The organism is Salinispora oceanensis (assembly GCF_000383575.1).
In the GTDB taxonomy this organism is placed as follows: Bacteria; Actinomycetota; Actinomycetes; order Mycobacteriales; family Micromonosporaceae; genus Micromonospora; species Micromonospora oceanensis.
Genome location: NZ_KB911579.1, coordinates 2,453,300 through 2,475,042 on the forward strand (window position 1 = coordinate 2,453,300; position 21,743 = coordinate 2,475,042).

A 21,743-nucleotide genomic window follows, 5' to 3' on the forward strand; every position below is an offset into this window, starting at 1 on the left:
ATCAACCGGGCGTCTACGTAGTGCTACCAGAAGCCGGCGGCCGAGACCGCCAATCCGTTGTCGTGTGACTGGACGGGGCCGGGCTGTCAGTCCCTGCCGCAGCCGGTGGGTTGTCGACGAACCCGGCGCCGAACTTGGCCAGTGCGATTCGGTTGGGGAGTCCAGTCTTGGTCATCAACCCATGCACGTGCCGCTCCACTGTTCGGGGAGACAGGTGCAGGCGCGTGGCGATCTCACGGTTCCCCAGGCGCTTCACCACCAGGCCCAGCACCTCGTACTCCCGCGCTGTCACGCCAGCGGACCGCAGCTCATTCGGAATGCCCGCGGTACCGTCCCGCCGTTGCCGCACCGTTGCCCCGGCCCTGCGGAGTAGGGCCCGGCACGCCCCGGCCACGGCGTTCACGCCCGTACGGTGAAAGTGGTCCTCCGCACTCCGTAGCCAGGTCACCGGCTCGCCCCAGCCGTCGGTGAGCGCTGCCTCGCTGACCAGGCGGAGACCCAGGTATCGGCTCGTCGGATACGGTTCACCCGCCGCCAGCGCATCGGTCACAGCCCGGCTGGCGCGGCCGCGTTGACCCGACCGGCCGTCCAGGACGGCGCGTGCGAAGAACGTGAACTGGCGGTCCCAGCGCAGCGTACTTGCCGGGTTGACGGTCACCGCCTCGAGATCGGGCCACTCCGCCTGGCCGGCGAGCGCCCGCAGCAACACGTGTAGCCCACGTCGGCCGGAGAGAAAGTACACACTGGACCCGTTTTCCTCGGCGGCGACCGCTCGCGCCAGATCGCTCCGTGCCCTCGGTAGATCCTCCTCCAGGAGGGCGCAGAACGCCGCCGCCAGCCCGTGCGCCCGCGGACCGTGTAACGTCAGGTCCCCACCCCACTGCGTGAACCGCGCCAGCTCTGTTTCCATCTGGCTGCGGTCGCCTCGGTGCCCAGCGAGCACCGCGCGGGTCAGCAGCACGTACTGGGTCGTCTCCAGTAGATTTAGCCGGCTGGTCGCCGCGAAGACCTGGTCGGTGAGCGACGCGGCCGCGGTGAAGTCGCCGTGCAGGACGGTGTGCAGCGCGATGCTCGCCTCCGCCTGGTATTGGGCGGTCACCGCACCCATCCGGGTCGCCTGCGCGCTGGCGCGCTGGAGCCGGGCGAGGTCGCCGCGCAGCAACGCGTCGTCGTTGCCCAGCCGGATCAACGCGTGGATCTCACAGATGGGCAGGTCGTGGCGGACGGCCAGGGTGCGTGCCCGTTCCAGCACGGAGGTCGCCTCCTGCGGGTCCCGATGGCGGGCGAGGCCGCCGACGAGCTGCCAGGCCTGGCACGCCACCACCGGCAGCGGCACTGATTCGGCTACGGTCGCGGCCTGCCGGGCGAGGTTCTCGGCGGCGGCGAGTTGGTCCGGGCCGCCAGCGTCCAACAGCAGGTGCGCGGCGACCATGTCGATCGGTGCCAGATCCTCGGCGGAGCCCTCCGAGCCCAGCAGCGCTCGAGCGGTCTCCACCTGCGCCAGCCCGTCCAAGGTGCGCCCAGCGACCGTTGCGGCCCAGGCCAGTCGGGCGTGCAGGGCGGCCCGCCGGCTCGGGGTGAGCCAGCCGGCCTGGTCCAACTCGCTGACCGACTCGAGCGCCCGCTCGACCAGCCCTGCCTCGGCCAGCGCCTGCAGCAACAACTCCAACGTGCCGGTGCGGGTCGCCACGTCGTCGTGCGGGATGTATTCCAGTGCCCGGTCCAGCACCGCGACGGCCGAGTTGGCTGCGCCGAGTGCCAGCGCCCGCCGCCCCACCTCCGTGAAGAGCGTCCCGGCGGTGGTCGGATCCCCGGCATCCGCCCGTAGCCGGGCGGCGACCTCGCACCACTCCCGCGGAAGTCCTGGGTAGATCGCCTCGACCGCCGCCGCCAACATGTCCGCGATTCGCGCATGGGCGTCCTGGTCAAGCTGGGCGAGCACCGCCTCCCGGCTGAGCTGATGGTGGAAGGCGTACCAGTCGGCGGTCTGCTCGTCGGGGGCGACAAAGCGCCCAGCGACATCGTTCTGCAGAAGACCGAGCAGGTCCCGGTCGGCCAGCCCGGTGACGTGCTGAACGACCCGGAGCGGGAACTGCTGTCCAAACACCGCGGCGACCGACAGCAGCTCGCGGACGCGGGTCCCGAGCTGGGCGACGCGGCGGGCAAGCGGGCGGGCGAGACCTGCGGACACGGGTGCCTCGGGGCGACTGTTGATCTGCCAGCCCTGCGCATCGCCCACCAGGATGCCGTCATCCACCATTGTGCTGAGGAGTTCCTTGGCGACCAACGGGTTCCCGGAGCTTCCGGCCCACAGTAGGTCGACTGCCGAGGTGGGGACCAGGTTGGGCTCGACGTCCAGGCACGCTCCGGCCAAGTGTGCGAGTTCCGCCCGGGACAGCCGGTCCAAGTCGATGAGTTGACAGGCGCCGCGGCGGGCGGCGGCGCGGACCAGCGACAGCACCGGTCCCTCGTCGCGAAGGGCGCCCAGCAGCAGCATCGGCTGCAACTCGACATTGTCAATCAGGTACTCGAGTACGGCGAGGGTCTCCGGATCGGCTTCGTGCAGGTCGTCGAGGTTGAGCAGGCAGCCCCGGTCTCGCCCGACAAGCCCGATCAACCTCAGCACGGCTTCGGCCAGCACCACCAGTGACTCGCTGTCGTGGCTGTTCTCCGGGGTGCTCCACTCCGGCACCAGTCGGCCGAGGATCGGCCCGTACGGCCCGAGTTTTGCCGGGTCGACGGGCTCGATGCGGAGGTGCGACAGAATCGCCTCGGTGAGCGGTCGAAACGGCGGGGTGGGGCCGACGGCGCTCGCCCGTCCGCGCATCAGGCTCATGCCCGAGGTGAAGGCGAGCTCGGTGACGGCTGCGGTCAGCCGGGACTTGCCGATGCCGCTCTCGCCGGTCACAAAAACCGCGTTACCGCGGCCGTTTCTGGCGGCGGTCAACCCGGCCGTCAGCGCGTGCAGCACCCTGTCCCGGCCTACCAAACTTGCCGAAAAGTGCCGCACAACAATGACATTATCATCGGCGACCTGCGATGGAATCGCAGGCTTTGGGAGGCAGCGGCCAGGTCCGGGGTTCTCCGACCGGGCCGCTGCCCACCACGCTTCGGGTGGCTGTCGAATTGCTTACATCGGACGATCTGGGCAGCACGTGGTGTTCATCGCCGTCGCTTCACCCGCACTGGCTCCCAGCGCCGGCGCGGCGATGCTCGCGGCCAGCATGGCGACCGGCAGACCGACGCGCGCCAGCGCTGCCGCACGGTCGGCGAAGGTCACCGCGGTTGGCAGCAGACGTAGGCGGCCGGCCGGAGCGGTAGCAGCTTCTTCAGCGGTATTCGGGATCATTTCCGACATGACGTGCATCTCCTTTTCTCGTGGGGCAGGAACGTTAGTGAGTAGCCGAGGAACCTTGTAACAGCAACACCGAGGGCACCTGCTGTGGTGCGGCGTGCCGAAGTAGGCCGTAACCGATACCGGCCAGCCCGGTGAGTAGCCCCGGGGAACGGACCCCGCCGGGCACCCCGCTCAGCGAGCCGTGCCGACGCAGCACATCGAGGACCAGTCCAGTTCGGCGGCGCAGGGCCCGGGTCGCGAACGTGTGCCGATCGGAACCGGCGAGCTGGGTCAACACCTCGGTCACCCCGAGCTCACCGTGACACAGACTCAGATCCCGCCGTACGGGTGCGTCGGCCAGGGCCTCAACGCAGCCGGTCAGGTAGCGAGGGTCAGCGTCGGTCGACAGCGACGCACGGGCCAGTACGGTTCCGGCGGTGCCGCGACACCACCCGGACGCCGCCGGCTTACTCCGGTCGCCGAGCAGGGTGGCGACCCGACGGCCCGCGGCCTGATGGTGCTCGTCGGGCCCAGCGGTGGTCAACGCCCATCCGATCCCGGCCAGCCCTTCGGCGAACCCGCCCGATGTTGGCCCGGAGCCACCGGGCCGGTCCGGTGACGTCGCCGCACGGTGCCCGGGTGGGTTGTCGGACCCAACTAGCGGTGCGATGAGGAGGTCGGCGCACCGGCGGGCAACATCACCCGCTTCGGGGAGGTTCAGGTCGGTCTGCACTGTGGCCAGAGCCGCCAGGCAACCGGCGAGTCCGGTGGACCAACCAGCCGGCGCCTCGGAGGTCGCCGCCAGCGCGGCGAGCCGAATGCTGCGGGCAGCGGCATCGGTGAGGGTGTGATCGTCGAGTAGGGTCCCGATGCGGGTGAGGCCGTAGGCGATGCCGCCCAACCCATCTAGCCCGCCGCAACCGATGACCGCGACGAGATCGGGTCGCTTGTCCAGCGCAGCGACGAGCTGTGGCAGGTCGGCGGTGGCGGCGCGGGCTTGGTCGGCGTAGCGGCAGATTCCGGTGACCGCCGCGAGCTGGGCGAAGAACAGCGCCACACCGAGGTACCCACTACCGAGGCTGGCGCCAAGCGGCAGCACCAGCCACCGCTGGTCCTCAACGGCCTCCAGCCCCAGCCAGTTGACCCGCCCGCCCCCGGCCTTCGCTTCCGCGACCAGCTGGTCGGCGACCGCGCAGGCCGCCGCCAGGAGTTCGTCGGGGTGCGCCACCACGCCCTCGGGTTGGGCCGCGATCGGGACCGCCTCGGGGTGAGGGGCGACCCGGGAGCGGGACGCCAGGGTCGCGGAGATGATCCATTCCTGGCCGCGTCGGTTCACCTCGTCGAGCGAGGCGAGAGTGCTTAACGCTGCGGTGAGCCCGGTCTGTGGCAGCGGTTCGGTGAACTCGGTACCGGAGACGGCGCGGATTCGGCCGGTTCCGACCGAGGCGGTGAACATTGGTATGTCCCCCGCCCACAGGGTCGCGATCTCCGACCGTAACAGCTGTGCGAGCAGCGGCTGCTCGGTCCTGCCGTGGTAGAGCACGGAGAGTGCCCGGTCCCGGTCGACAGCGTCGCGGAGGACATCAGGGTGGGTGGTTTCGTCGAGCAGCGTCTTGTACATCCAGGTCGCCCTGACGATGACGCGGACCTCGAGATCGGCGCAGTCCCGCACAAGCGCGGTGAGCTTGTCGCGGTGGGCGATGAACGTGTCGTACGCCTGACGGAACCCACCGACGATGGCGCGATCATGCTCGTGTGGCTCGACCGGTCGACCGTTGAGGATCGGCCGGTTAGCCGCGCCAGCGAACTCGGCGGCCCGGCGCGTCAGGCGCATCTGGTCCGTACCCGCGTCCAGCCAGTCGACGACGGTCAACGGGGACGTCGAGACGTCGCCGCCAGCGCCGGACAGGTCAGCGATGCCCTGTTCGCCGACGAAGACCAGCGGCAATAGGGCGGTGCGGTGCACGGATTCGGCCAGTGCGTCGGCGGCGGGATCACCCAGACCACCGGGGGCGAGCTCCGGATGGAACAGAGTCTCGATGTCGACGAGAATTGGCTGGTCACCGTGGGCGATGAGGTTTTCGTAGTGCACGTCGGTGGCACGGACGAGGTGCAACAGGGCGAGCAACGCACCTTGGCGGCGGTAGAAGAGTTCCGCGTCCTCCCAGTTGAGCAGCGGTAGCGCGGCGATGTGCTCAGTCCAGCCGTAACCGGTTCGGGAGAGAACTCGCGGGGTGCGGGGGAACACCCCGGCGGCGGCCGAGGAGAGGTGGTCCAGAATCGCGGTCAGCTTGATGTACGGAGTCAGGTCACGTGGCTTGTAGACGAGTCGCCGTCCGTCCGCGAAATCCACGAAGGACACAGCGCGTCCGCCGGCGTGACGGTCTCCCTGCGCCGCGAGCACCGAGGTGACCGGACCCGGGTCGATACCGCCGAGCAGGGTGGCGATCAGCGCGTCGCGGTCGTGGCCGAGCCGGTTGAGTAGCTCCACGGTCGCGTCGGCGGTGGTGGCAGTGTCCTGGGCGAGTAGACGGGCCAGGACCGGATAGCGGGCGAGGACCTCACCGAGCCCCGCGGGCGCGGTGAGCTGGCGGACGAAGTCATGAAAGCGTGCCGGGCCGTCCCCACCGGTCAAGCGGCCTTCGGCACGCCACCGGTGTAGCTCGGTGACCAGCGTTCGGGCCGCGATGTCGACCAGGCGCGGCCCGAGCGTGCCGCTGACCGCGGCGGTGACCCGGTCCAGGTCCACGTGTCGACTACCGTGCCGGCGAATCTGGACCAACGCGGCGTTGACGAAGGGCGCGAGAACCCGGGCGAACGCCGCTCGCCAGTCGGCCACCGGCTGCGCGTCGGAGGTCAGCGGCCGGGCGGTGGCCAGGACGTCCTCCACCAGGACGGCCCAGGCAGGCCGACGGAGTTGAGTGGTGAGCGCGCCGAAGTGCGGATCGTGCGGCATCCCCAGGTCGGCGAGTCGGGCGGCGAAGCCCGGCTCGGTCTCGGCCTCGCCACCCGCGACCGGCACGTCCCGCTCGTGCAGGGCGAGGCCAGCGGCCCACCACGCCGGGTCCGGTAAGGGGTTGGCCGCAGCCAAACTCGCTGAACTCACACCCCGAACGTAACCAGGGCCGGGCCTCAGGTCATGGGTGCTCGACCCCCAGATTCATCCGAGCTCACTGATCAGCAGGTCAGGTAAGCCCGGAACCTACCTGGTGGACCGCCACGGTCGGGAGTCCCCGCACCGGTGCCCAGCCGGTGGAGAAATGTGCGTGTCCGGGCCCGATGTGCCGAGAGACCCACCGGTCGAGGCTGGTCGTGAGGGGCCGGCGACCGTGAGGCGCGATAGGCCGACGACCGTGAGGAGTGCAGGTGGGTGAGCCAGTTCGGGTCAGCGTCACAGCGTTGGACCCCATGCTCGAGGTGGGCGCCACAACCTCGTTACGAAGTTCCCCAGACGTTGAGGTGGTGTCGGGACCCGAACGGGCGCAGGTGGCCGTGATTGTCGTCGACACGGTCGACGAGTACGTCCTGGGCATCGTCCGGGAAACACGGGCGAGCGCTACCTGCCCCGAGGTGGTCTTGGTGGCGACGGACCTGGAGTCCTGCGCCGCCCTGCAGGCGATCGTCGCCGGGGCACGGGGTGTGATGCGGCGGCGGGAGGCCGACCCGGCCCGCCTGGCCCGCGTCGTGGTGGCTGTGGCCGATGGGGACTGCACCCTTCCGCTGGACATTCTCGACCAGTTGCCGGAGCGAGGTGCCCGTTCGCTGTCAGCGACATCCTCCACCGACTCGCCGTTGAGTGAGAGGGAGCGAGCGGTGCTGCGACTGGTCGCTGACGGCCACGAAACCGGTGAGATCGCCCGACAGCTCTGCTACTCGACTCGGACCGTGACCAGCGTCGTGCACGACATCACCCGCCGATTCCGGCTCCGGAACCGGGCCCACGCCGTGGCCTACACGCTCCGCGCAGGTCTGCTGTGAAGGTGCAGGTCGAGGCCGCGGATTCCACGCTCCGCGCCACCGTGGCGACGAAGCTGCGTCTGGTCGGGATCAAGATCGTGGAGCAGCCGTTCCAGGTGCCGGTCGTGGTGGCGGCGGCGGAGACGGTCGGACGGGCGCTCCGGTCGTGCCCGCAGCCCTATCTCACCGGCGACTACCGCCTGCTGGTCCTGGCCGACGCCTTCGACCCGGCGGAGGTCAGATCCGCCCTGCGGGCGGGGGTGCGAGCGATGCTATCGACCACCTCGGCCCCGGCGAAGCTGGCCTCAGCGGTGTGGGCCACCAAGCAGGGGGAGAGCAGGATTCCCCGCGAGATCCTGCTGAAGTTGTTGCGGGACAGGGCAGGAGGAGGTCCGGATTCGGCCCCGAACCCGTCCCCCCTGACCCCCCGGCAAACAGCGGTACTGGCTCTCATGGCGGAGGGCTACCCGAATACGGCGATCGCGAAGAATCTGTCCTGCTCGGAGCACACGGTGAAGAATGTTATCTACGACATGATGACGAGACTTCAGGTCAACAATCGGGCCCATGCGGTCGCCAGAGCGATCCGGGCCGGGCACATCTGATCGAAGTGCCCGCGCCCTGGCCCCCAAACACATCACGGACTGACTTCAGTCGTTCATCCGGGCAGCGGGGGCGGAGCGACAGGGCCTACGTCGTCGGGACGGGTTCGCGGGGTGGAGTATGCCCCCTCGTCGCGCCGGCCGGACTCGGCAGCCGATCGACGATCGGCCTGCCGTTCCGGAGCCTCAGGCCATCTGTTCGCGCAGACTGCGGGGCCGCATGTCCGTCCACACCTGCTGAATGCGCTCCAGGCACTCCTGTTTCGAGCCAGCTGTTCCTTCGGCACGCCATCCCAGCGGCAGCTCCCGGTCCGCCCACCAGATCGAGTACTGCTCCTCATCGTTGAGCACAACGCGGTACACACCCTCGTCGGTCATCGTTCCTCCCGCTGTCGACACGACCATGGCGAAGTCGAGCGTGTCGCAGCCACTCCGCCACGGGAAGGGACGAATACGCAGCAAAATCTGCACCTGCGCCCTGCGGGTCCTTCCCTGTTCTCCGGACCCGCGAGCCGCGCATGCTCAACACCTCGGCATGAACACAGCCAGCGGAGGTGTACCGGTGGACAGCGTCGGAGAGGTGTCGTTCGCGCAGGAGCGGCTCTGGTTCCTCGATCAGCTGCGGCCCGGAACGCCGGACTACCTGCTGCCGCTCGCGCTGCGCATCCGTGGACCGCTTGACGTCACCGCCCTCACCACGGCACTACAGGCGATCGTGGATCGCCATGACGTGTTGCGCACCCGCTACGTTGAGGTCGACGGCCGGCCGGTGGCCCACGTCGACCCGCACGTCACGGTCACCATCGCGCACACGACGGACCACCGTGTTCTGGAGCGAGAGCTCGCCCGCCCCATCGACATCGCCCGAGATCTGCCGTTCCGGCTCTCGCTGGCCCGTCTCGGCGACGACCACCTCCTGGTCTTCGTCGTCCACCACATCGCCTTCGACGGCTGGTCCTGGGGAGTGCTCGCCCGTGAGCTGGCCGCCGGCTACGCCGGTCGAACCACCGAGGTCAGCGGGCTGTCCGCGCAGTACGCCGACTTTGCCCGCCGGCAACGCGAGCGGTTCACCGACGAGCGCAGCCGCCGTCAGCTCGACTACTGGCGGGCTCAACTCGCCGGTGTGCCCGCCATCGAACTGCCCACCGACCGGCGGCGGCCCCGGACCTGGGACGGCGCGGGCGACGTCGTCCGTGTCGACCTGCCCGCGACCCTGCTGCGAGAGGTCGACGCGGTGGCCCGTAGCCGCCGGGTCACCCGCTTCATGGTCCTGCTCGCTGCCTTCCAGATCGTGCTCGCACGTGCCAGCGGTCAAACCGACTTCGCCATCGGCACGCCGGTCGCCGGGCGGACCCGCGTTGCGGACGAGGACCTGATCGGTCTCTTCGTCAACTCGGTGGTGCTGCGCGCCGACCTGGCCGGCGCACCCACTTTCGAGGAGCTGCTCACCCGCGTCCGGGACAACGCGCTCGGTGCGTTCTCCCATGCCGACACCCCGTTCGAGCGCATTGTCACGGAGCTTGCTCCGGAGCGGGATCTGTCCCGCAACCCAATCTTCCAGGTGTCGTTCAGCCTGCTCGACGTGCGGGCCCCGATGTCGCTTCCTGGGCTGGACGTCGAAGTGGTGGAGCCGCCACTGACGGGTTCCCCGTTCGACCTTTTCCTCGACGTCAACGTGCGGCCGGACGGCACGGCGACAGCACGGCTGCAATACGCGACCGCGTTGTTCGACCACGCCCGGGTGGAGCGGCTCGCCGGGGGTTTCGCCGACCTGCTGCGGGCCGTCGTCGTCGAGCCGGCAACCAGCGTCAGTGAACTGGCCGCGCGCCTGGAGCTGGGCCCGCGCGGGGAGCGCGACCGTCTGCTGTACGGCTGGAACCGCACCGCCGCGGACTTTCCCGACCAGACAGTTGATCAGTTGGTTTCTGCTCAGGTGCGGGCCACGCCGGATGCCGTGGCCGTGTGGACGACCACCGAGGAGATCACCTACGGCGAACTGGACATGAGGGTCAACCGGCTCGCGCACCACCTGCGCGCGCTGGGCGTTCGGCCCGGCTCGCTCGTCGCCGTCCTGCTCGACCGCGGTCCCGACCTGCTCATCGCACTCCTCGCCGTGCTCCGGGCCGGAGGCGCCTACGTACCGATCGATCCCGAGTACCCGGACGCCCGGATCGCCTTCATCGTGGCCGACTCCGCCGCGGCGGTCGTGATCACCCGGTCCGCGCTCGTCGACCGGGTTGGTGACACCAGTGGACAGCACGTACTGGTGGACCGGGACCGGGCCGTTGTGGCAGCCCGGCCCTCTGCTGCCGTGCCTGCCACGGCGACCGGCGAACAACTTGCCTACCTGATCTACACGTCCGGCTCCACCGGGACGCCCAAGGGGGTCATGGTCCACCATCGGGCGCTGACCAACTTCGTCACCTCGATCGTGCGGCGGCCCGGGCTCACGGCCGGCCAGTCAGTCGTCGCGCTCACCACGATCTCGTTCGATCCGTCGCTGCTGGAGTTGTACGTACCGCTGCTCGTCGGGGCGACGGTCGTCCTCGCCGATACCGAACAGGCCCGCGACCCGCAGCGGCTGATCGATCTGGTGGCGCTCACCCGCCCCGCGGTGCTGCAGGCGACCCCGGCGATGCTGCGGGCGCTGCTCGAGGTTGGGTGGGTTCCCCCGGCCACGATCACCGTGCTGTCCGGGGGCGAGAAGCTGCCGACCGAGCTGGCCCGGCGGCTCGCCGCTGAAGGAGCTCCGGTGTGGGACCTGTACGGCCCGACGGAGACCACCGTATGGGTGACCTCGGCTCGTCTCGACCCGACCGGCGCGGTGGTGGACTGGTCGCCGCAGGCCAACTGCACGGTCCACCTGCTCGACCGCTACGCCGAGCCGGTGCCCATTGGCACGGTCGGTGAGCTGTACATCGGTGGCAGTTGCGTCGCGCTCGGCTACCGGGGTCAGCCCGCGCTGACCGCGGAGCGGTACGTACCCGACCCCTACTCCACCACGCCCGGCGGACGCCTGTACCGAACCGGCGACCTGGCCCGCCGTAGCCAGGACGGCTCGGTGGAGATCCTCGGACGTGCCGATCGGCAGGTCAAGATTCGCGGCCATCGTATGGAGCCCAGCGAGATCGAGGCGGCACTGCTCGGCCACGACGACATTCGTGCGGTCGCCGTCCACCCCACGGCCACCCCCGCCGGGGAACAGCAGCTGACCGCCTACCTCGTCGCCAGGGCGGACACCGCACCGCCGGTTGAGGAGCTACGGAGGTTCCTGCTGCGGACCCTGCCCGACTACATGCTCCCCGCGGCGTACGTGCCGATGGAGGCTCTTCCGTTGACGCCGAACAGCAAGGTCGACTACGCGGCACTGCCGGAACCGGCGACTCGGGTCGCGGTAGCGCGAGTGGCCCCGCGTACCGCCGAGGAACGCGTCGTGGCCGACATCTGGCGGGAGGTTCTGGGGACCGGCGCCACCATCGACATGGACGATAACTTCTTCGAGATCGGCGGGCACTCGTTGCTCGCCACCCGGGTCGCGGTGCGCCTCCGCGCCCAGTTGGGTGTCGACGTTCCGGTACGGGGCCTGTTCGACCACAGCACGGTGGCCAGCCTCGCCGCTGCGCTCCCTGATTATCCGCGAATCTCCCAGCGCACCACGATGCCCACGCTGACCGCCCGGCGTCGTCATAAGACGCGTTGAAAGGACCTGCCATGACAATCACCGTAGATTCGACATCCGTGCTGGAGGCGACCGCGCCGTTCGCCGCCTTCGAAAGCCTGGAGTCAGAGGTACGGTCGTACTGCCGAAAATTCCCTGCTGTGTTCCATCGTGCTCGCGGCGCGGAGCTCTACAGCGAGGACGGCAAACGGTTCATTGACTTCTTCGCCGGTGCCGGCACTCTTAACTACGGCCACAACAACCCCTTTATCAAACGTCGCCTGCTCGACTATCTGAACAGCGACGGTGTCGTCCATGGCCTGGACATGTACACCGTGGCGAAGCGGGAGTTCCTCACCGCGTTCAACAAGACCGTGCTGCAGCCCCGGGGCCTCGACTTCAAGGTGCAGTTCTGCGGCCCGACCGGCACCGACGCGGTGGAGGCCGCGCTCAAGCTCGCCCGCAAGGCGACCGGCCGGAGCGGGGTGATCGCGTTCAGCGGCGCGTACCACGGCATGTCTCGGGGATCGTTGGCGGTCACCGGCAGTCGCCGCGCCCGACGTGCCGGTGGAATCGGCGGCGGAGATGTCACCTTCGTGCCCTATGAGGATGGACCGCAGGGTCCGTTCGACTCGATAGCACTCATCGAGCGCATGCTCGACGACCCATCTTCCGGTATGGAGATACCCGCCGCGGTGATCGTTGAGCCGATGCAGATGGAAGGCGGGGTCTACCCGGCCTCCGCGGACTGGCTGCGGCGGCTGCGCACCCTCACCGAGCAACACGGGATTCTGCTGGTCGTTGACGAGATCCAGGCCGGCTGTGGGCGCACCGGCACCTTCTTCTGTTTTGAGCATTCCGGCGTCGTGCCGGATGTGGTCACAGTGTCCAAGTCCATCGGTGGCTACGGCCTGCCCCTGTCGATGTCGCTCTTCCGGCGCGAGCTGGACGTGTGGGAGCCGGGGGAGCACACCGGCACCTTCCGCGGCAACCAGCTCGCCTTCGTCGCCGCCACCGCCGCCTGTGAGCTCTGGGGTGATCCGAAGTTTCGCACCGACATCGCGGTTGCCTCCCGGCGGTTGGAGCGCTTCCGGGCCGAGCTGACCAGCGTCGACGCCGGACTGGTCGTGCGGGGCCGAGGCATGGCCCTCGGCATTGACCTCGGACGGGTCGGCGGCCCCGATCGCGCGGAGCGCCTCCAGCGCTACGCCTTTGACCATGGCGTAATCGTCGAGCGGTGCGGGCGCCACGACGAGGTCATCAAGGTGCTGCCGCCGATAGCGATCGACATCGTCCGCCTCGACCGAGGGCTCGAGGTGCTCCGGGACGGGCTGCTCGCGGTCTGACCAGCAGCCGGAAGTCAGCCCGACCCCACCCGGCCCGGACAGGGAAGAGAGCCCGTCATGGCGAACCGACGCCACCTGATCTCCATCGATGACCTCACCGACACCGACCTGCGCGAGATCGTCCGGCGCGGCACCGAGTTCGCCGCCGGTGCCGCCGAGGACGCCCGATCCTTGGCCGACCTGGTCGTGGGCGTGTTGTTCCGGAAGACCTCGACCCGTACCCGGACCGCCTTCTCTGCCGGCTCACTGCGCCTGGGCGCCCGATTGATCACCTACGGTCCGGGGGACCTACAGGAAAACACCGGCGAGACGGCCGAGGACACCGCCGCGGTGCTGTCCCGGATGATCGATGTGCTGGTCGCCCGGACCGCCGGGCCCGAGGAGGAACTGCGCGCCTACGCGAAGCAACACCGGATGGCGGTGGTCAACGCGATGAGCGCGGCCGAGCATCCCACCCAGGCCCTCGCCGACCTCACCACCCTGGCCCGGCACTTCGGCCAGGTCGAGGGTCTGCGCGTGCTGTATCTGGGCGAGGGCAACAACACCGCCGCCGCGCTGGCGCTCGCGCTCGCCCGCTACACCGACACCCAGTTACACCTCCGTACCCCGCCCGGTTACGGGGTGCACCCGAGCGTGCTCGAACGGGCGCAGGCCGCCGCTAAACGCAGCGGGGCAGTGGTCGAACAACGGCACGACCCCACCGACCTGCCGTCGGTGGATGTCGTTTACACCACCCGCTGGCAGACCACCGGTACCACCAAGCCAACCCCGGACTGGCGGCGGGAATTCACCCCGTACCAGGTTGACGAGGCCCTGATGGCCGCCTGCCCGGGCGCGGTCTTCATGCACGACCTGCCGGCACACCGGGGCGAGGAGGTCACCGCCGCGGTACTCGACGGTCCCACGAGCATCACCTTCGCCCAGGCCGAGAACAAATATCACAGTGCGCGCGCCGTCCTGGAGTGGTGCACCGGGAACACGCCGAACTGGCGGATCGCGGGAGGTTGAGATGTCCGAGCACGTCGAGTTGCCCGTCGGGGGGTGGCGGCTGTGGAGCCAGTTCGCGCTACGGGGGCCGGGATTTCCCGCTGCCGGAGTGCTGGCGTTGGCCCCCGCCGGCCTGGCTGAACACGCCGACAAGTTCGACGCCGGCATCGTCCCCTCCGGGGCGGAATGGGCGGCGTTCGAACGGGACTTCGACGAGGCGATGGTAGCGACCGCGCAGGAGCTACAGCGGATCGCCGCGCTGCCGATGTTCCGGGCGGCCCTGGCCTGGCAGAACCGGCAGTTGCTGGACTCCGGCATCACCCCCTTCCTCGCCTGGACGCCGAGCGCCGCGGGCCGGACCAGCATGCCGCGGCAGCGCGAGGAACTGGTCGCCCACTACTGGCAGCGGTTCTGCGTCAAGAACGACACCATCGGCTTTTTCGGCCCGGTGGGCTGGGGGCGGTGGGATCTCTCGACCAGTGGAATCGTGGTTGAACCCGGCACCGGGCTCGTCGACGCTGCACGGGTTTACTTCTCCAGTTGGGCGATCGACCACGTAGCCCGCGCGATCGAGGCAGACTCCGCCGTACGGCCGTGGGTCCCACCCCGCAGGCTGTCGTTCGTACGCCGCGTCGGTCACACCGTCGCCATGCCAGGCCGCCCCCCTCAGCAGATCCTCCGGTTCCACGGTGACGTTCTGGACCTGTGCGACGGGGTGCGCACTGCCGCCGAGATCGCGGAGCTGTTGACCGTGCCGGTGTCGGCCATCGAGGAGGCACTGACCGAACTGCTCCGGCGCCGCTGGATCGTACGGCGGCTCGAGGTTCCGACCAGCGCCTACCCGGAGCGATGGCTGCGCTCGGCGGTGGAGCGGGTCACCGACGACCCGGTTCGTGCCCGCGCCCTCGCGAAGCTCGCCGTCGTCGAACGCGCCCGGGACCGGGTACACGCGGCCGGAATGGACGCCGACGCGCTGGCTGGTGCGCTCGCCGATCTGGAGACCGATTTCGCCACGGTGACCGAGCAGGCCGCCGCCAGGGCGAAGGGCGCCCGGGTCGCACCGTGCCGATCACTGCTGTACGGGGACGCCCGTCGTTCGGCGACCGCGACGATCGGCACCGCGATCCGGGACGAGCTGACCCCGCTCGGGCTCTTCCTCACCGCCGCCCGTTGGATGACCAACCGGTTCGCCGACCGGGTCGGTGCCCGAATCCGCGCAGCCTACGAGCGGCTGCGCGACGAACACGGCAGTGTTGATCTCGGTGCGCTCTGGTTCGCCTGCCTGCCGGTGCCGCACCCGGAGTCCGCGGCCGACGTCGCGGCGGTGCAGGCCGAACTCCGTGCACGGTGGGCCGAGCTCGTTGACGCGCCGGCCGGGACCCGACGGGTGCAGCTTCGTTCCGCCGACATCGCCGGTCGGGTGTACGAGCTGTTCGCCGAGCCCGGAAATGGCTGGAACATCGCCCGCTATGTCAGCCCGGACCTGCTGGTGTGCGCCGAGGACCCGGAGGCGGTCGACCGCGGCGAGTTCGAACTGGTGCTGGGCGAACTCCACGTCGCGATGAACACTGTCGGCGCCTCCCTGTTCGTGATGCAGCACCCGGACGTCGACTCGCTGTTGGCCGAAACCAGCCGGGACTTTCCCGGTCCGCGCCTGATGCCGATGCTGCCCAAGGAACAACCGCCGCGCTGGTCGGCCCGGAGCCGGCCGGCCCTGGTGCGGCCCGAGGACTACGTCGTGGCACTGGTGGACCACACGGGCGACCCGAGCCGTCCCCGCAACCTCCTGGCTGCGGACATCCGAGTCGAGGAGCACGCCGGTCGGCTGGTACTGGTACTGCCCGACGGCGCGGAGTTCGACGTTCTCGATGTTTTCGGCAACGCGCTGACCAACCGGGTGATGGACCGGTTCACACTGCGTGGCGACTCCCCGCACGCGCCGCGGATCACCATCGATCGGACCGTCGTCGCCCGCGAGTCCTGGCGCGTTCCGGCCGCCGACGTGCGGTTCGCCCACGACAAGAGTGAGGCCCGTAGATTTGTCTACGCGCGGGGGTGGCGGGCGGAGCTGGGGCTGCCCCGGTTCGTGTTTGTGGTGATGCCGACCGAGCCACGGCCGTTCTACGTTGACTTCGACAGCCCCGTTTACGTGAACATCCTCGCCAAGGCCATCCGTCGGCTTGGCCGCAAGGATCCCGAGGCCCGGTTCACCGTCACCGAGATGCTACCCACCCCCGAGCAGGCCTGGCTCACCGACGACGCCGGTGACCGCTACACCGCTGAGCTCCGGTTCGTCGCCGTCGACCAGACGGTGGCGGCGCCCGAAGGGGCGGCGGCCACGGATGCGGTGGCCGCCACGGTCGGGGGCAGCCGGTGACCACGTTCCTCGACCAGTTGGTGGCCCAGGGCCGAGACCGACCCGCTGCACCCGCGATCGTCACCCCGGACACGGTCGTCACCTACGGCGAACTCGTCGCTCGTGTCGACCGGCTCGCCCGGGTGCTGGTCGCCCGGGGGGTCGGCTCGGAACAGGTGTGCGCGATCGCGGTCGACCGCGGACCGGAGGCCGTCATCGCCATGGCTGCCGCCCTGCGAGCTGGTGCGGCCTTCCTCACCCTCGACGTCGAGCTGCCCGGCCCCCGGCTGGCGACCATGATCCGTAGTGGGCAGGCTCGGTGCCTGGTCACCACGTCGGCGTTGGCCGGGCAGCTCGACCTGGCGTTCGGCGGCCTCCGGGTGCACACCGACGAACCGGATCCCGGTGCCACGGTCCGCCTGCCGCCCATCGCCACGCGGTCGCTGGCCTATGTCAGCCACACCTCCGGGTCCACCGGTACGCCCAACGCGGTGCTGGTGGAGCACCGTGGGTTGGACAACTATCTGAGATGCGTCGTAAGCGACTACGACCTCGGTACGGAGACCGTCGTCCTGCAGCTCGCCCCGCTCGGTTACGACGCCTCGATCCGCGACACGTTCGCTCCGCTCATGGCCGGCAGTCAACTGGTGATGGTCGCCCGCTCGGCGCTACTGCGTGTTGACGAGTTCACCGCGACCCTACGGGGCTTCGGAGTGGACACCATCCTCAGCGCCACGCCCACCTTTCTCACCTTCGTCTCCGGCCACGACGTGCCGTTGCTACGGCTGACCGTGTCGAGTGGTGAATCCCTACGGCCGTTTCTGACCGCCGGGGGCCGGGAGCGGTTGCGTGGCCGGTTGGTCAACCAGTACGGCCCGACCGAGGCCACGATGACCTCAACCCGTTTTGTGGTGCCCCCGGATCCGGACACCACGATGGACCTTGTCGGCACACCGATCGAGGGAGTGACCGTCTATGTGCTCGACGATGATCTGAACCCGGTGCCGGCTGGTGCCGTTGGTCAGATGTGGGTTGGTGGGATCGGTGTCACCCGGGGCTACGGTGGCCGCCCGGATCTCACCGCCGAGAGGTTCGTGCCCGACCCGTTCAACGGTCCCGGCAACCGCATGTACCGCACCGGAGACCTGGCCCGTCTCCGTGGCGACGTCCTCGAATATCTGGGCCGGGTGGACCGGCAGATCAAAATTCGCGGCTACCGGGTGGATCCGGCCGAGATCGAGGGTGCGCTGCTCACCCACCCCGCGGTCGATGGCGCGGCGGTAACGGCGGCCACCGATGACCGTGGCCGGGTGTTCCTGGTCGCCCACATCGCCGGTGAACTGGCCGAGGTGACCGACGCGGCGCTCCGAGCGGGTCTGGCGGCGACGCTGCCGCCGTACATGCTGCCCCGCAGGTTCACCCGGATCGCACGCCTGCCGACCACGGCCAGTGGCAAGGTCGATCACCGCGCCCTGACAGCGGGACCGTGATGACCACCATCGGGAGCGCCACGCGGTCCGGGTTGGGGATAGCCGACGTACGGGTGGCTGCGGAGCGGATTTCCGGGCTGGTGCGGCGTACCCCGTTGCTGGCACTTGGTTCGAACCTGTTGGTCAAGGGCGAGCATCGCCAGCACGGTGGGTCGTTCAAGCTGCGTGGTGCGGCGAACGCGATGGTGGTGTTGCGACCGGCCGCGGTGGTCACCGGATCGTCGGGCAATCACGGTATCGCCGTCGCCACGATCGGCGCTGCGTGCGATATCCCGGTGACCGTGGTCATGGCCGCCGGCACCAGCGAGGCCAAGGCGCGGGCGATCCGTGCTCGAGGTGCGCGGGTGGTACACATCGAGGGCGGCGTGGCGGAGCGGGAGCGGCGGGCGCGGTCGATCGCGGACCGGACCGGCGCGGTGTACCTGCCCTCATCTGATCATGAGCTTGTGGTGGCCGGAGCCGGCACCGTCGGCCTTGAGGTGGCCGAGGACGCCCCCGACATCACCACGATCTTCGTCCCGACCGGCGGAGGTGGACTCCTGGCCGGGGTGTGTCTGGCCGTTGACGCGTTCGACAACCCGGTGCGGGTGGTCGGCGTGGAGCCGGTACACACCCGCCGCTACGCGATTTCCATCGCCGCGGGTGGACCGGTCGAGCTGCCGCCGTCGTCCACGATCGCCGATGGATTGCGTGGCCAGCGGCCGGGGGCTGTGCCACTGCCGATCATTCGCCGTCGAGTAGACGAGTTGATTGGCGTGACCGACGACGCCATCGTCCATGCGCTGGGCGTGTTGCGGGTGGCCGGAGTCGCCGCTGAGCCGAGTGGGGCGGTCGCGCTGGCCGGAGCGATGCAGGCCGGGTGTGGTGGTCATGCAGTGGCGGTGGTGTCGGGCGGCAACACATCCGAGGTGCTGTCCGCGGCGCCGTGGACATTCGATGAAAGGAAGCACAATGACTACAACTATCGACGTGTCTGAACTTATCGTATCGATTTACCGGGAAACGCTGCATGACGAGACGCTTGGCGCGAACAGTGACTTCTTCGAGGCCGGTGGTGATTCGTTGACCGCCTTCCAGATCACTGCGCGACTCCAAGCGACGCTGGATATCGAGGTTCCCGTCGCGCTCGTGTTCGCCTACCCGTCGCCGGCCGACCTCGCCGAGGTCGTCGCCGCTGACTTCTAGGAGCGACTACTGTGGACGACACATCGGTACCCCTTGGCGCGAACTGGCGGCTCTGGTCCCAGTTCGCGCTCCGTGGTCCGGGCTTTCCGGCCTCCGGCGTGTTACGCCTCGCACCGGCCGGACTGGGGGAGGCCGCCGACAAGTTCAGTGCGGACGAGGCGTTGTCCGGCGCGGCCTGGACGGCCTTTGAGGAGCTCTACGCGGACGCGGTGGTGGCCACCGCGTCCGAGCTGCAGCGAGTCGCGGCACTGCCGGCGTTCCAAACTGCGGTGGCCTGGCAGAATCGGCCCCTGCTCAACTCGGGCATCGCACCGTTCCTGGCCTGGACGCCGAGCGCCGCGGGCCGGACCAGCATGCCGCGGCAGCGCGAGGAACTGGTCGCTCACTACTGGCAGCGGTTCTGCGTCAAGAACGACACCATCGGCTTTTTCGGCCCGGTGGGCTGGGGACACTGGGACATATCTACGTCGGGGATCGCCGTGACCTCGGGCGTGGGACTCGTCGAGTCGTCAGAGGTGTACTTCGCCAGCTGGGCGGTTGACGCGGTGGCCCGACTGGTTAACGCGGACCCCGAGCTGCGGCCGTGGATCGCCCCCCGGCTGGTGCCCTTCGTACGGGTCAACCACAACTCGGTGCTCGTGCCCGGGCGTCCGCCGCAGGTGCTGCCGCCGGAGCTGATCGAACTGCTGTCCCGCTGCGACGGGGTCCGACCGGCCCGTGAGGTCGGCCCGGCCGAGCAACTGGAGGAACTGGTACGCCGTCGCATCGTTTTGTGGCGACTGGATGTACCGGCGGACGCGCGTCCCGAGAAGTGGATGCGGCACTGGCTGGAGTCGGTCGGCGCACCCGGTGGTCGGGCGGCGGAGCTGTTGGAGGTACTCGTACACGGGCGTTCCCGGGTCGCGGCCGCGGCCGGACCCGAGGAGCTGAAGGCGGCTCTGACCGACCTGGAGTCCCAGTTCGTGGCGTTGACCGACGAGACCGCCGTCCGGGAGAAGAACGCCAAGACCGCGCCGTGCCGGACGCTGGTCTACTCCGACGCCCGGCGATCCGCGCGGGTGCGGCTCGGCGCTGACCTGCTCGACGCGTTGGCGCCACTCAATCTCCTACTGACCGCGGGGCGGTGGCTCACGTCGACCGTCGCCGAGCGGGTGATGGCGCGGGTGCGGGAGGTGTTCGACGGCCCGACGGATCTGGCGACATTCTGGTTCGCGTGTATGCCGGTGCTGCATGGTGAGGCCGCGGGAATCGCCGTCCAGGTCCAGGAGGAGTTCCGGCGTCGGTGGCAGTCGGTGCTGCCGCCGCTGACCGGTTCCCGGATCCAGGTCGACGCCGCGGAGATCGCGGGAGCGGTACGAGAGGCCTTCGCCGCGGCGGACGCAGGCTGGACGGCTGCCCGGTATCTCAGCCCCGACGTGTTGGTGTCTCCCGGGGGAGAACTGGTCCTGGGCGAGCTACACGTGGCGACCAATACGCTGGGTGCCTCGCTGTTTGTCAACCAGCATCCGGACCCGGAGTCGCTGCTGGCGCAGACCGCGCGTGACCATCCGGAACCGAGGTTGCTGCCGTTGTTGCCCAAGGAACACCGAGCGAGGTTGTCGGCGCGGATTCGACACACGCTGGTGCGGCCGGAGGACTACTACGTGGCGTTGGTCGATCAGACCGCTGATCCGGCGCGGCCCCGGACGGTACGGAGCGCGGACGTCACGGTGCGTGCGCAGGGCGACCGCCTGGTGGCGGTCCTGCCCGACGGCGCCGAGTTCGGCATTGTGGACGTCTTCTCCCACGTGCTGACGACGCTGGTGATGGATATGTTCCGCCTGATACCAGAGGCCGACCACACTCCCCGGGTGACGATGGACCGGATGGTGGTGGCACGGGAGTCCTGGCGCTTCCCGACGGCTGCGCTGCCGTTCATCGAGGAGAAGAGCGAGGCGGGACGGTTCGTCCGGGCCCGACGGTGGCGCGAGCAGGCCGAGCTTCCCCGCTTCGTCTTCGTCGTGTCGCCGACGGAGCCGCGGCCGTTCTTCGTCGACTTCGACTCTCCCGTGTACGTGAACATCCTGGCCAAGTCAGCTCGACGGCTGCACCGCCAGGGCGACCCGGAGGCACGGCTGGTGATCACGGAGATGCTGCCGACACCAGAGCAGACCTGGTTGATGGACGACCAGGGCGAGCGCTACACGGCCGAGCTGAGGTTCGTGGCGGTGGACAACTCCTGAGCCCACCGCCGCGTCCGCGGAGCTTCCACCCGCCCGGCTGAGTTCCACTCGTCCGTGAAACAGGCCAGCGGTGGACCGGCCGCTGGTCAGAGCGGGCCGCCACCCGCGACGACCAGCGTCGGTCCACGCCGGGGGTCGAGGTCCCGCCCGATGTCGTGGCTGGCGGTGCCGAAGGCCTTCGCCAGCGCTCCGGCCGTGGCCTCCGCCCGGTGCTCCGGGCACATGACGCTGATGTCGGTCGACTCGACGGAGACGGCGGATAGCGTTACGCCAGCCGCGACCACCGTTTGGCAGAACGTCGCCGCGACCGCGGAATCCGTGCGCAGACCGATGCCCCGGACGCCGACCCGCGCTACCGCGTTCGACAGCTGAACCCGAGTGCCCGCGGCGGCTAGGGAGGCGGCTACGGCCTGCCCCCGGGGCCGGGGCACCACCAACGTCACCCCGGCCCCGGAACCGGCGACCGTCGTCGGTTCGACACCCAGTCTCGCCACTGCCGCGAACACCCGCGCCAGTGCCGCGGAACATGTCGACAGCCCGCCGACCGTCACCGTCGATTCCGTGTGGGAGGTGTACACCTCCCACACCACCGCCCGCTCCATT

General features: G+C 69.5%; 15 protein-coding genes. 10 read left to right on the forward strand and 5 right to left on the reverse strand.

The window, feature by feature from the left end; genetic code table 11:
- Positions 1–13: 13 nt before the first annotated feature.
- The 3 genes from SALPAC4_RS0111530 to SALPAC4_RS0111540 form a co-directional block, all read right to left on the reverse strand.
- Entirely contained in the window at positions 14–3,010 is a 2,997-nt protein-coding gene (locus SALPAC4_RS0111530) for an ATP-binding protein (protein ID WP_029126515.1), read from the reverse strand.
- Between the two features lie 120 nt (positions 3,011–3,130).
- Positions 3,131–3,358 carry a hypothetical protein gene (locus SALPAC4_RS0111535; RefSeq protein ID WP_027644637.1) on the reverse strand — a complete coding sequence of 76 codons (228 nt, stop codon included), beginning with the start codon at positions 3,356–3,358 and terminating at the stop codon, positions 3,131–3,133.
- A gap of 34 nt (positions 3,359–3,392) precedes the next feature.
- A complete protein-coding gene (locus SALPAC4_RS0111540) occupies positions 3,393–6,359 on the reverse strand; it encodes a type 2 lanthipeptide synthetase LanM family protein (RefSeq protein ID WP_027644636.1) in 2,967 nt (988 codons plus the stop codon).
- Positions 6,360–6,703: 344 nt separating this feature from the next.
- Here SALPAC4_RS0111540 and SALPAC4_RS0111545 point away from each other — a divergent pair, with 344 nt between their 5' ends.
- Together SALPAC4_RS0111545 and SALPAC4_RS0111550 are read left to right on the forward strand one after the other, a co-directional pair.
- On the forward strand, positions 6,704–7,315 hold the full coding sequence (locus SALPAC4_RS0111545) for a helix-turn-helix transcriptional regulator (protein ID WP_027644635.1): 612 nt from the start codon (positions 6,704–6,706) through the stop codon (positions 7,313–7,315).
- The gene (locus tag SALPAC4_RS0111550) at positions 7,312–7,899 is read left to right on the forward strand and encodes a helix-turn-helix transcriptional regulator (RefSeq protein WP_019870454.1); all 588 of its coding nucleotides are present in this window, start codon (positions 7,312–7,314) and stop codon (positions 7,897–7,899) included. The genes SALPAC4_RS0111545 and SALPAC4_RS0111550 overlap by 4 nt, the downstream gene beginning before the upstream one ends.
- A gap of 183 nt (positions 7,900–8,082) precedes the next feature.
- On the opposite strand, the gene SALPAC4_RS0111555 is transcribed toward SALPAC4_RS0111550, so the two are convergent.
- Positions 8,083–8,274, reverse strand: a complete 192-nt coding sequence (locus SALPAC4_RS0111555) for an MbtH family protein (RefSeq protein ID WP_019870455.1) — start codon at positions 8,272–8,274, stop codon at positions 8,083–8,085.
- 184 nt (positions 8,275–8,458) lie between these two features.
- Between SALPAC4_RS0111555 and SALPAC4_RS0111560 the strand changes: the two genes are divergently transcribed.
- From SALPAC4_RS0111560 to SALPAC4_RS0111595, 8 genes are read left to right on the forward strand one after another with little or no spacing between them, the layout of a single operon-like run.
- Positions 8,459–11,596, forward strand: a complete 3,138-nt coding sequence (locus SALPAC4_RS0111560) for a non-ribosomal peptide synthetase (protein ID WP_027644634.1) — start codon at positions 8,459–8,461, stop codon at positions 11,594–11,596.
- Positions 11,597–11,607: 11 nt separating this feature from the next.
- On the forward strand, positions 11,608–12,900 hold the full coding sequence (gene ectB, locus SALPAC4_RS0111565) for a diaminobutyrate--2-oxoglutarate transaminase (RefSeq protein WP_027644633.1): 1,293 nt from the start codon (positions 11,608–11,610) through the stop codon (positions 12,898–12,900).
- A gap of 57 nt (positions 12,901–12,957) precedes the next feature.
- The gene (locus SALPAC4_RS0111570) at positions 12,958–13,908 is read left to right on the forward strand and encodes an ornithine carbamoyltransferase (RefSeq protein ID WP_019870458.1); all 951 of its coding nucleotides are present in this window, start codon (positions 12,958–12,960) and stop codon (positions 13,906–13,908) included.
- A 1-nt stretch (position 13,909) separates the two neighbouring features.
- On the forward strand, positions 13,910–16,264 hold the full coding sequence (locus SALPAC4_RS0111575; protein ID WP_019870459.1) for a lantibiotic dehydratase: 2,355 nt from the start codon (positions 13,910–13,912) through the stop codon (positions 16,262–16,264).
- Positions 16,261–17,733: an amino acid adenylation domain-containing protein gene (locus SALPAC4_RS0111580; protein WP_019870460.1), complete on the forward strand. Its 1,473-nt coding sequence runs from the start codon at positions 16,261–16,263 to the stop codon at positions 17,731–17,733. Before SALPAC4_RS0111575 ends, SALPAC4_RS0111580 begins: the two co-directional genes overlap by 4 nt.
- The gene (locus SALPAC4_RS0111585; protein WP_019870461.1) at positions 17,733–18,710 is read left to right on the forward strand and encodes a threonine ammonia-lyase; all 978 of its coding nucleotides are present in this window, start codon (positions 17,733–17,735) and stop codon (positions 18,708–18,710) included. The genes SALPAC4_RS0111580 and SALPAC4_RS0111585 overlap by 1 nt, the downstream gene beginning before the upstream one ends.
- A complete protein-coding gene (locus tag SALPAC4_RS0111590) occupies positions 18,685–18,918 on the forward strand; it encodes a phosphopantetheine-binding protein (protein WP_027644632.1) in 234 nt (77 codons plus the stop codon). The genes SALPAC4_RS0111585 and SALPAC4_RS0111590 overlap by 26 nt, the downstream gene beginning before the upstream one ends.
- Positions 18,919–18,929: 11 nt before the next feature.
- Entirely contained in the window at positions 18,930–21,140 is a 2,211-nt protein-coding gene (locus SALPAC4_RS0111595; RefSeq protein WP_019870463.1) for a lantibiotic dehydratase, read from the forward strand.
- 86 nt (positions 21,141–21,226) lie between these two features.
- Here SALPAC4_RS0111595 and SALPAC4_RS0111600 read toward each other — a convergent pair whose 3' ends face one another.
- The gene (locus SALPAC4_RS0111600) at positions 21,227–21,742 is read right to left on the reverse strand and encodes an aspartate kinase family protein (protein WP_019870464.1); all 516 of its coding nucleotides are present in this window, start codon (positions 21,740–21,742) and stop codon (positions 21,227–21,229) included.
- Position 21,743 lies beyond the last annotated feature (1 nt).

What these genes read in the sequence shown, in the direction of transcription:
- SALPAC4_RS0111535 (WP_027644637.1), bottom strand. Translation starts at nt 3,358, where the DNA reads ATGTCGGAAATGATCCCGAATACCGCTGAAGAAGCTGCTACCGCTCCG.
- SALPAC4_RS0111555 (WP_019870455.1), bottom strand. Translation starts at nt 8,274, where the DNA reads ATGACCGACGAGGGTGTGTACCGCGTTGTGCTCAACGATGAGGAGCAG.
- ectB (WP_027644633.1), top strand. Translation starts at nt 11,608, where the DNA reads ATGACAATCACCGTAGATTCGACATCCGTGCTGGAGGCGACCGCGCCG.
- SALPAC4_RS0111570 (WP_019870458.1), top strand. Translation starts at nt 12,958, where the DNA reads ATGGCGAACCGACGCCACCTGATCTCCATCGATGACCTCACCGACACC.
- SALPAC4_RS0111575 (WP_019870459.1), top strand. Translation starts at nt 13,910, where the DNA reads ATGTCCGAGCACGTCGAGTTGCCCGTCGGGGGGTGGCGGCTGTGGAGC.
- SALPAC4_RS0111585 (WP_019870461.1), top strand. Translation starts at nt 17,733, where the DNA reads ATGACCACCATCGGGAGCGCCACGCGGTCCGGGTTGGGGATAGCCGAC.
- SALPAC4_RS0111590 (WP_027644632.1), top strand. Translation starts at nt 18,685, where the DNA reads ATGACTACAACTATCGACGTGTCTGAACTTATCGTATCGATTTACCGG.
- SALPAC4_RS0111600 (WP_019870464.1), bottom strand. Translation starts at nt 21,742, where the DNA reads ATGGAGCGGGCGGTGGTGTGGGAGGTGTACACCTCCCACACGGAATCG.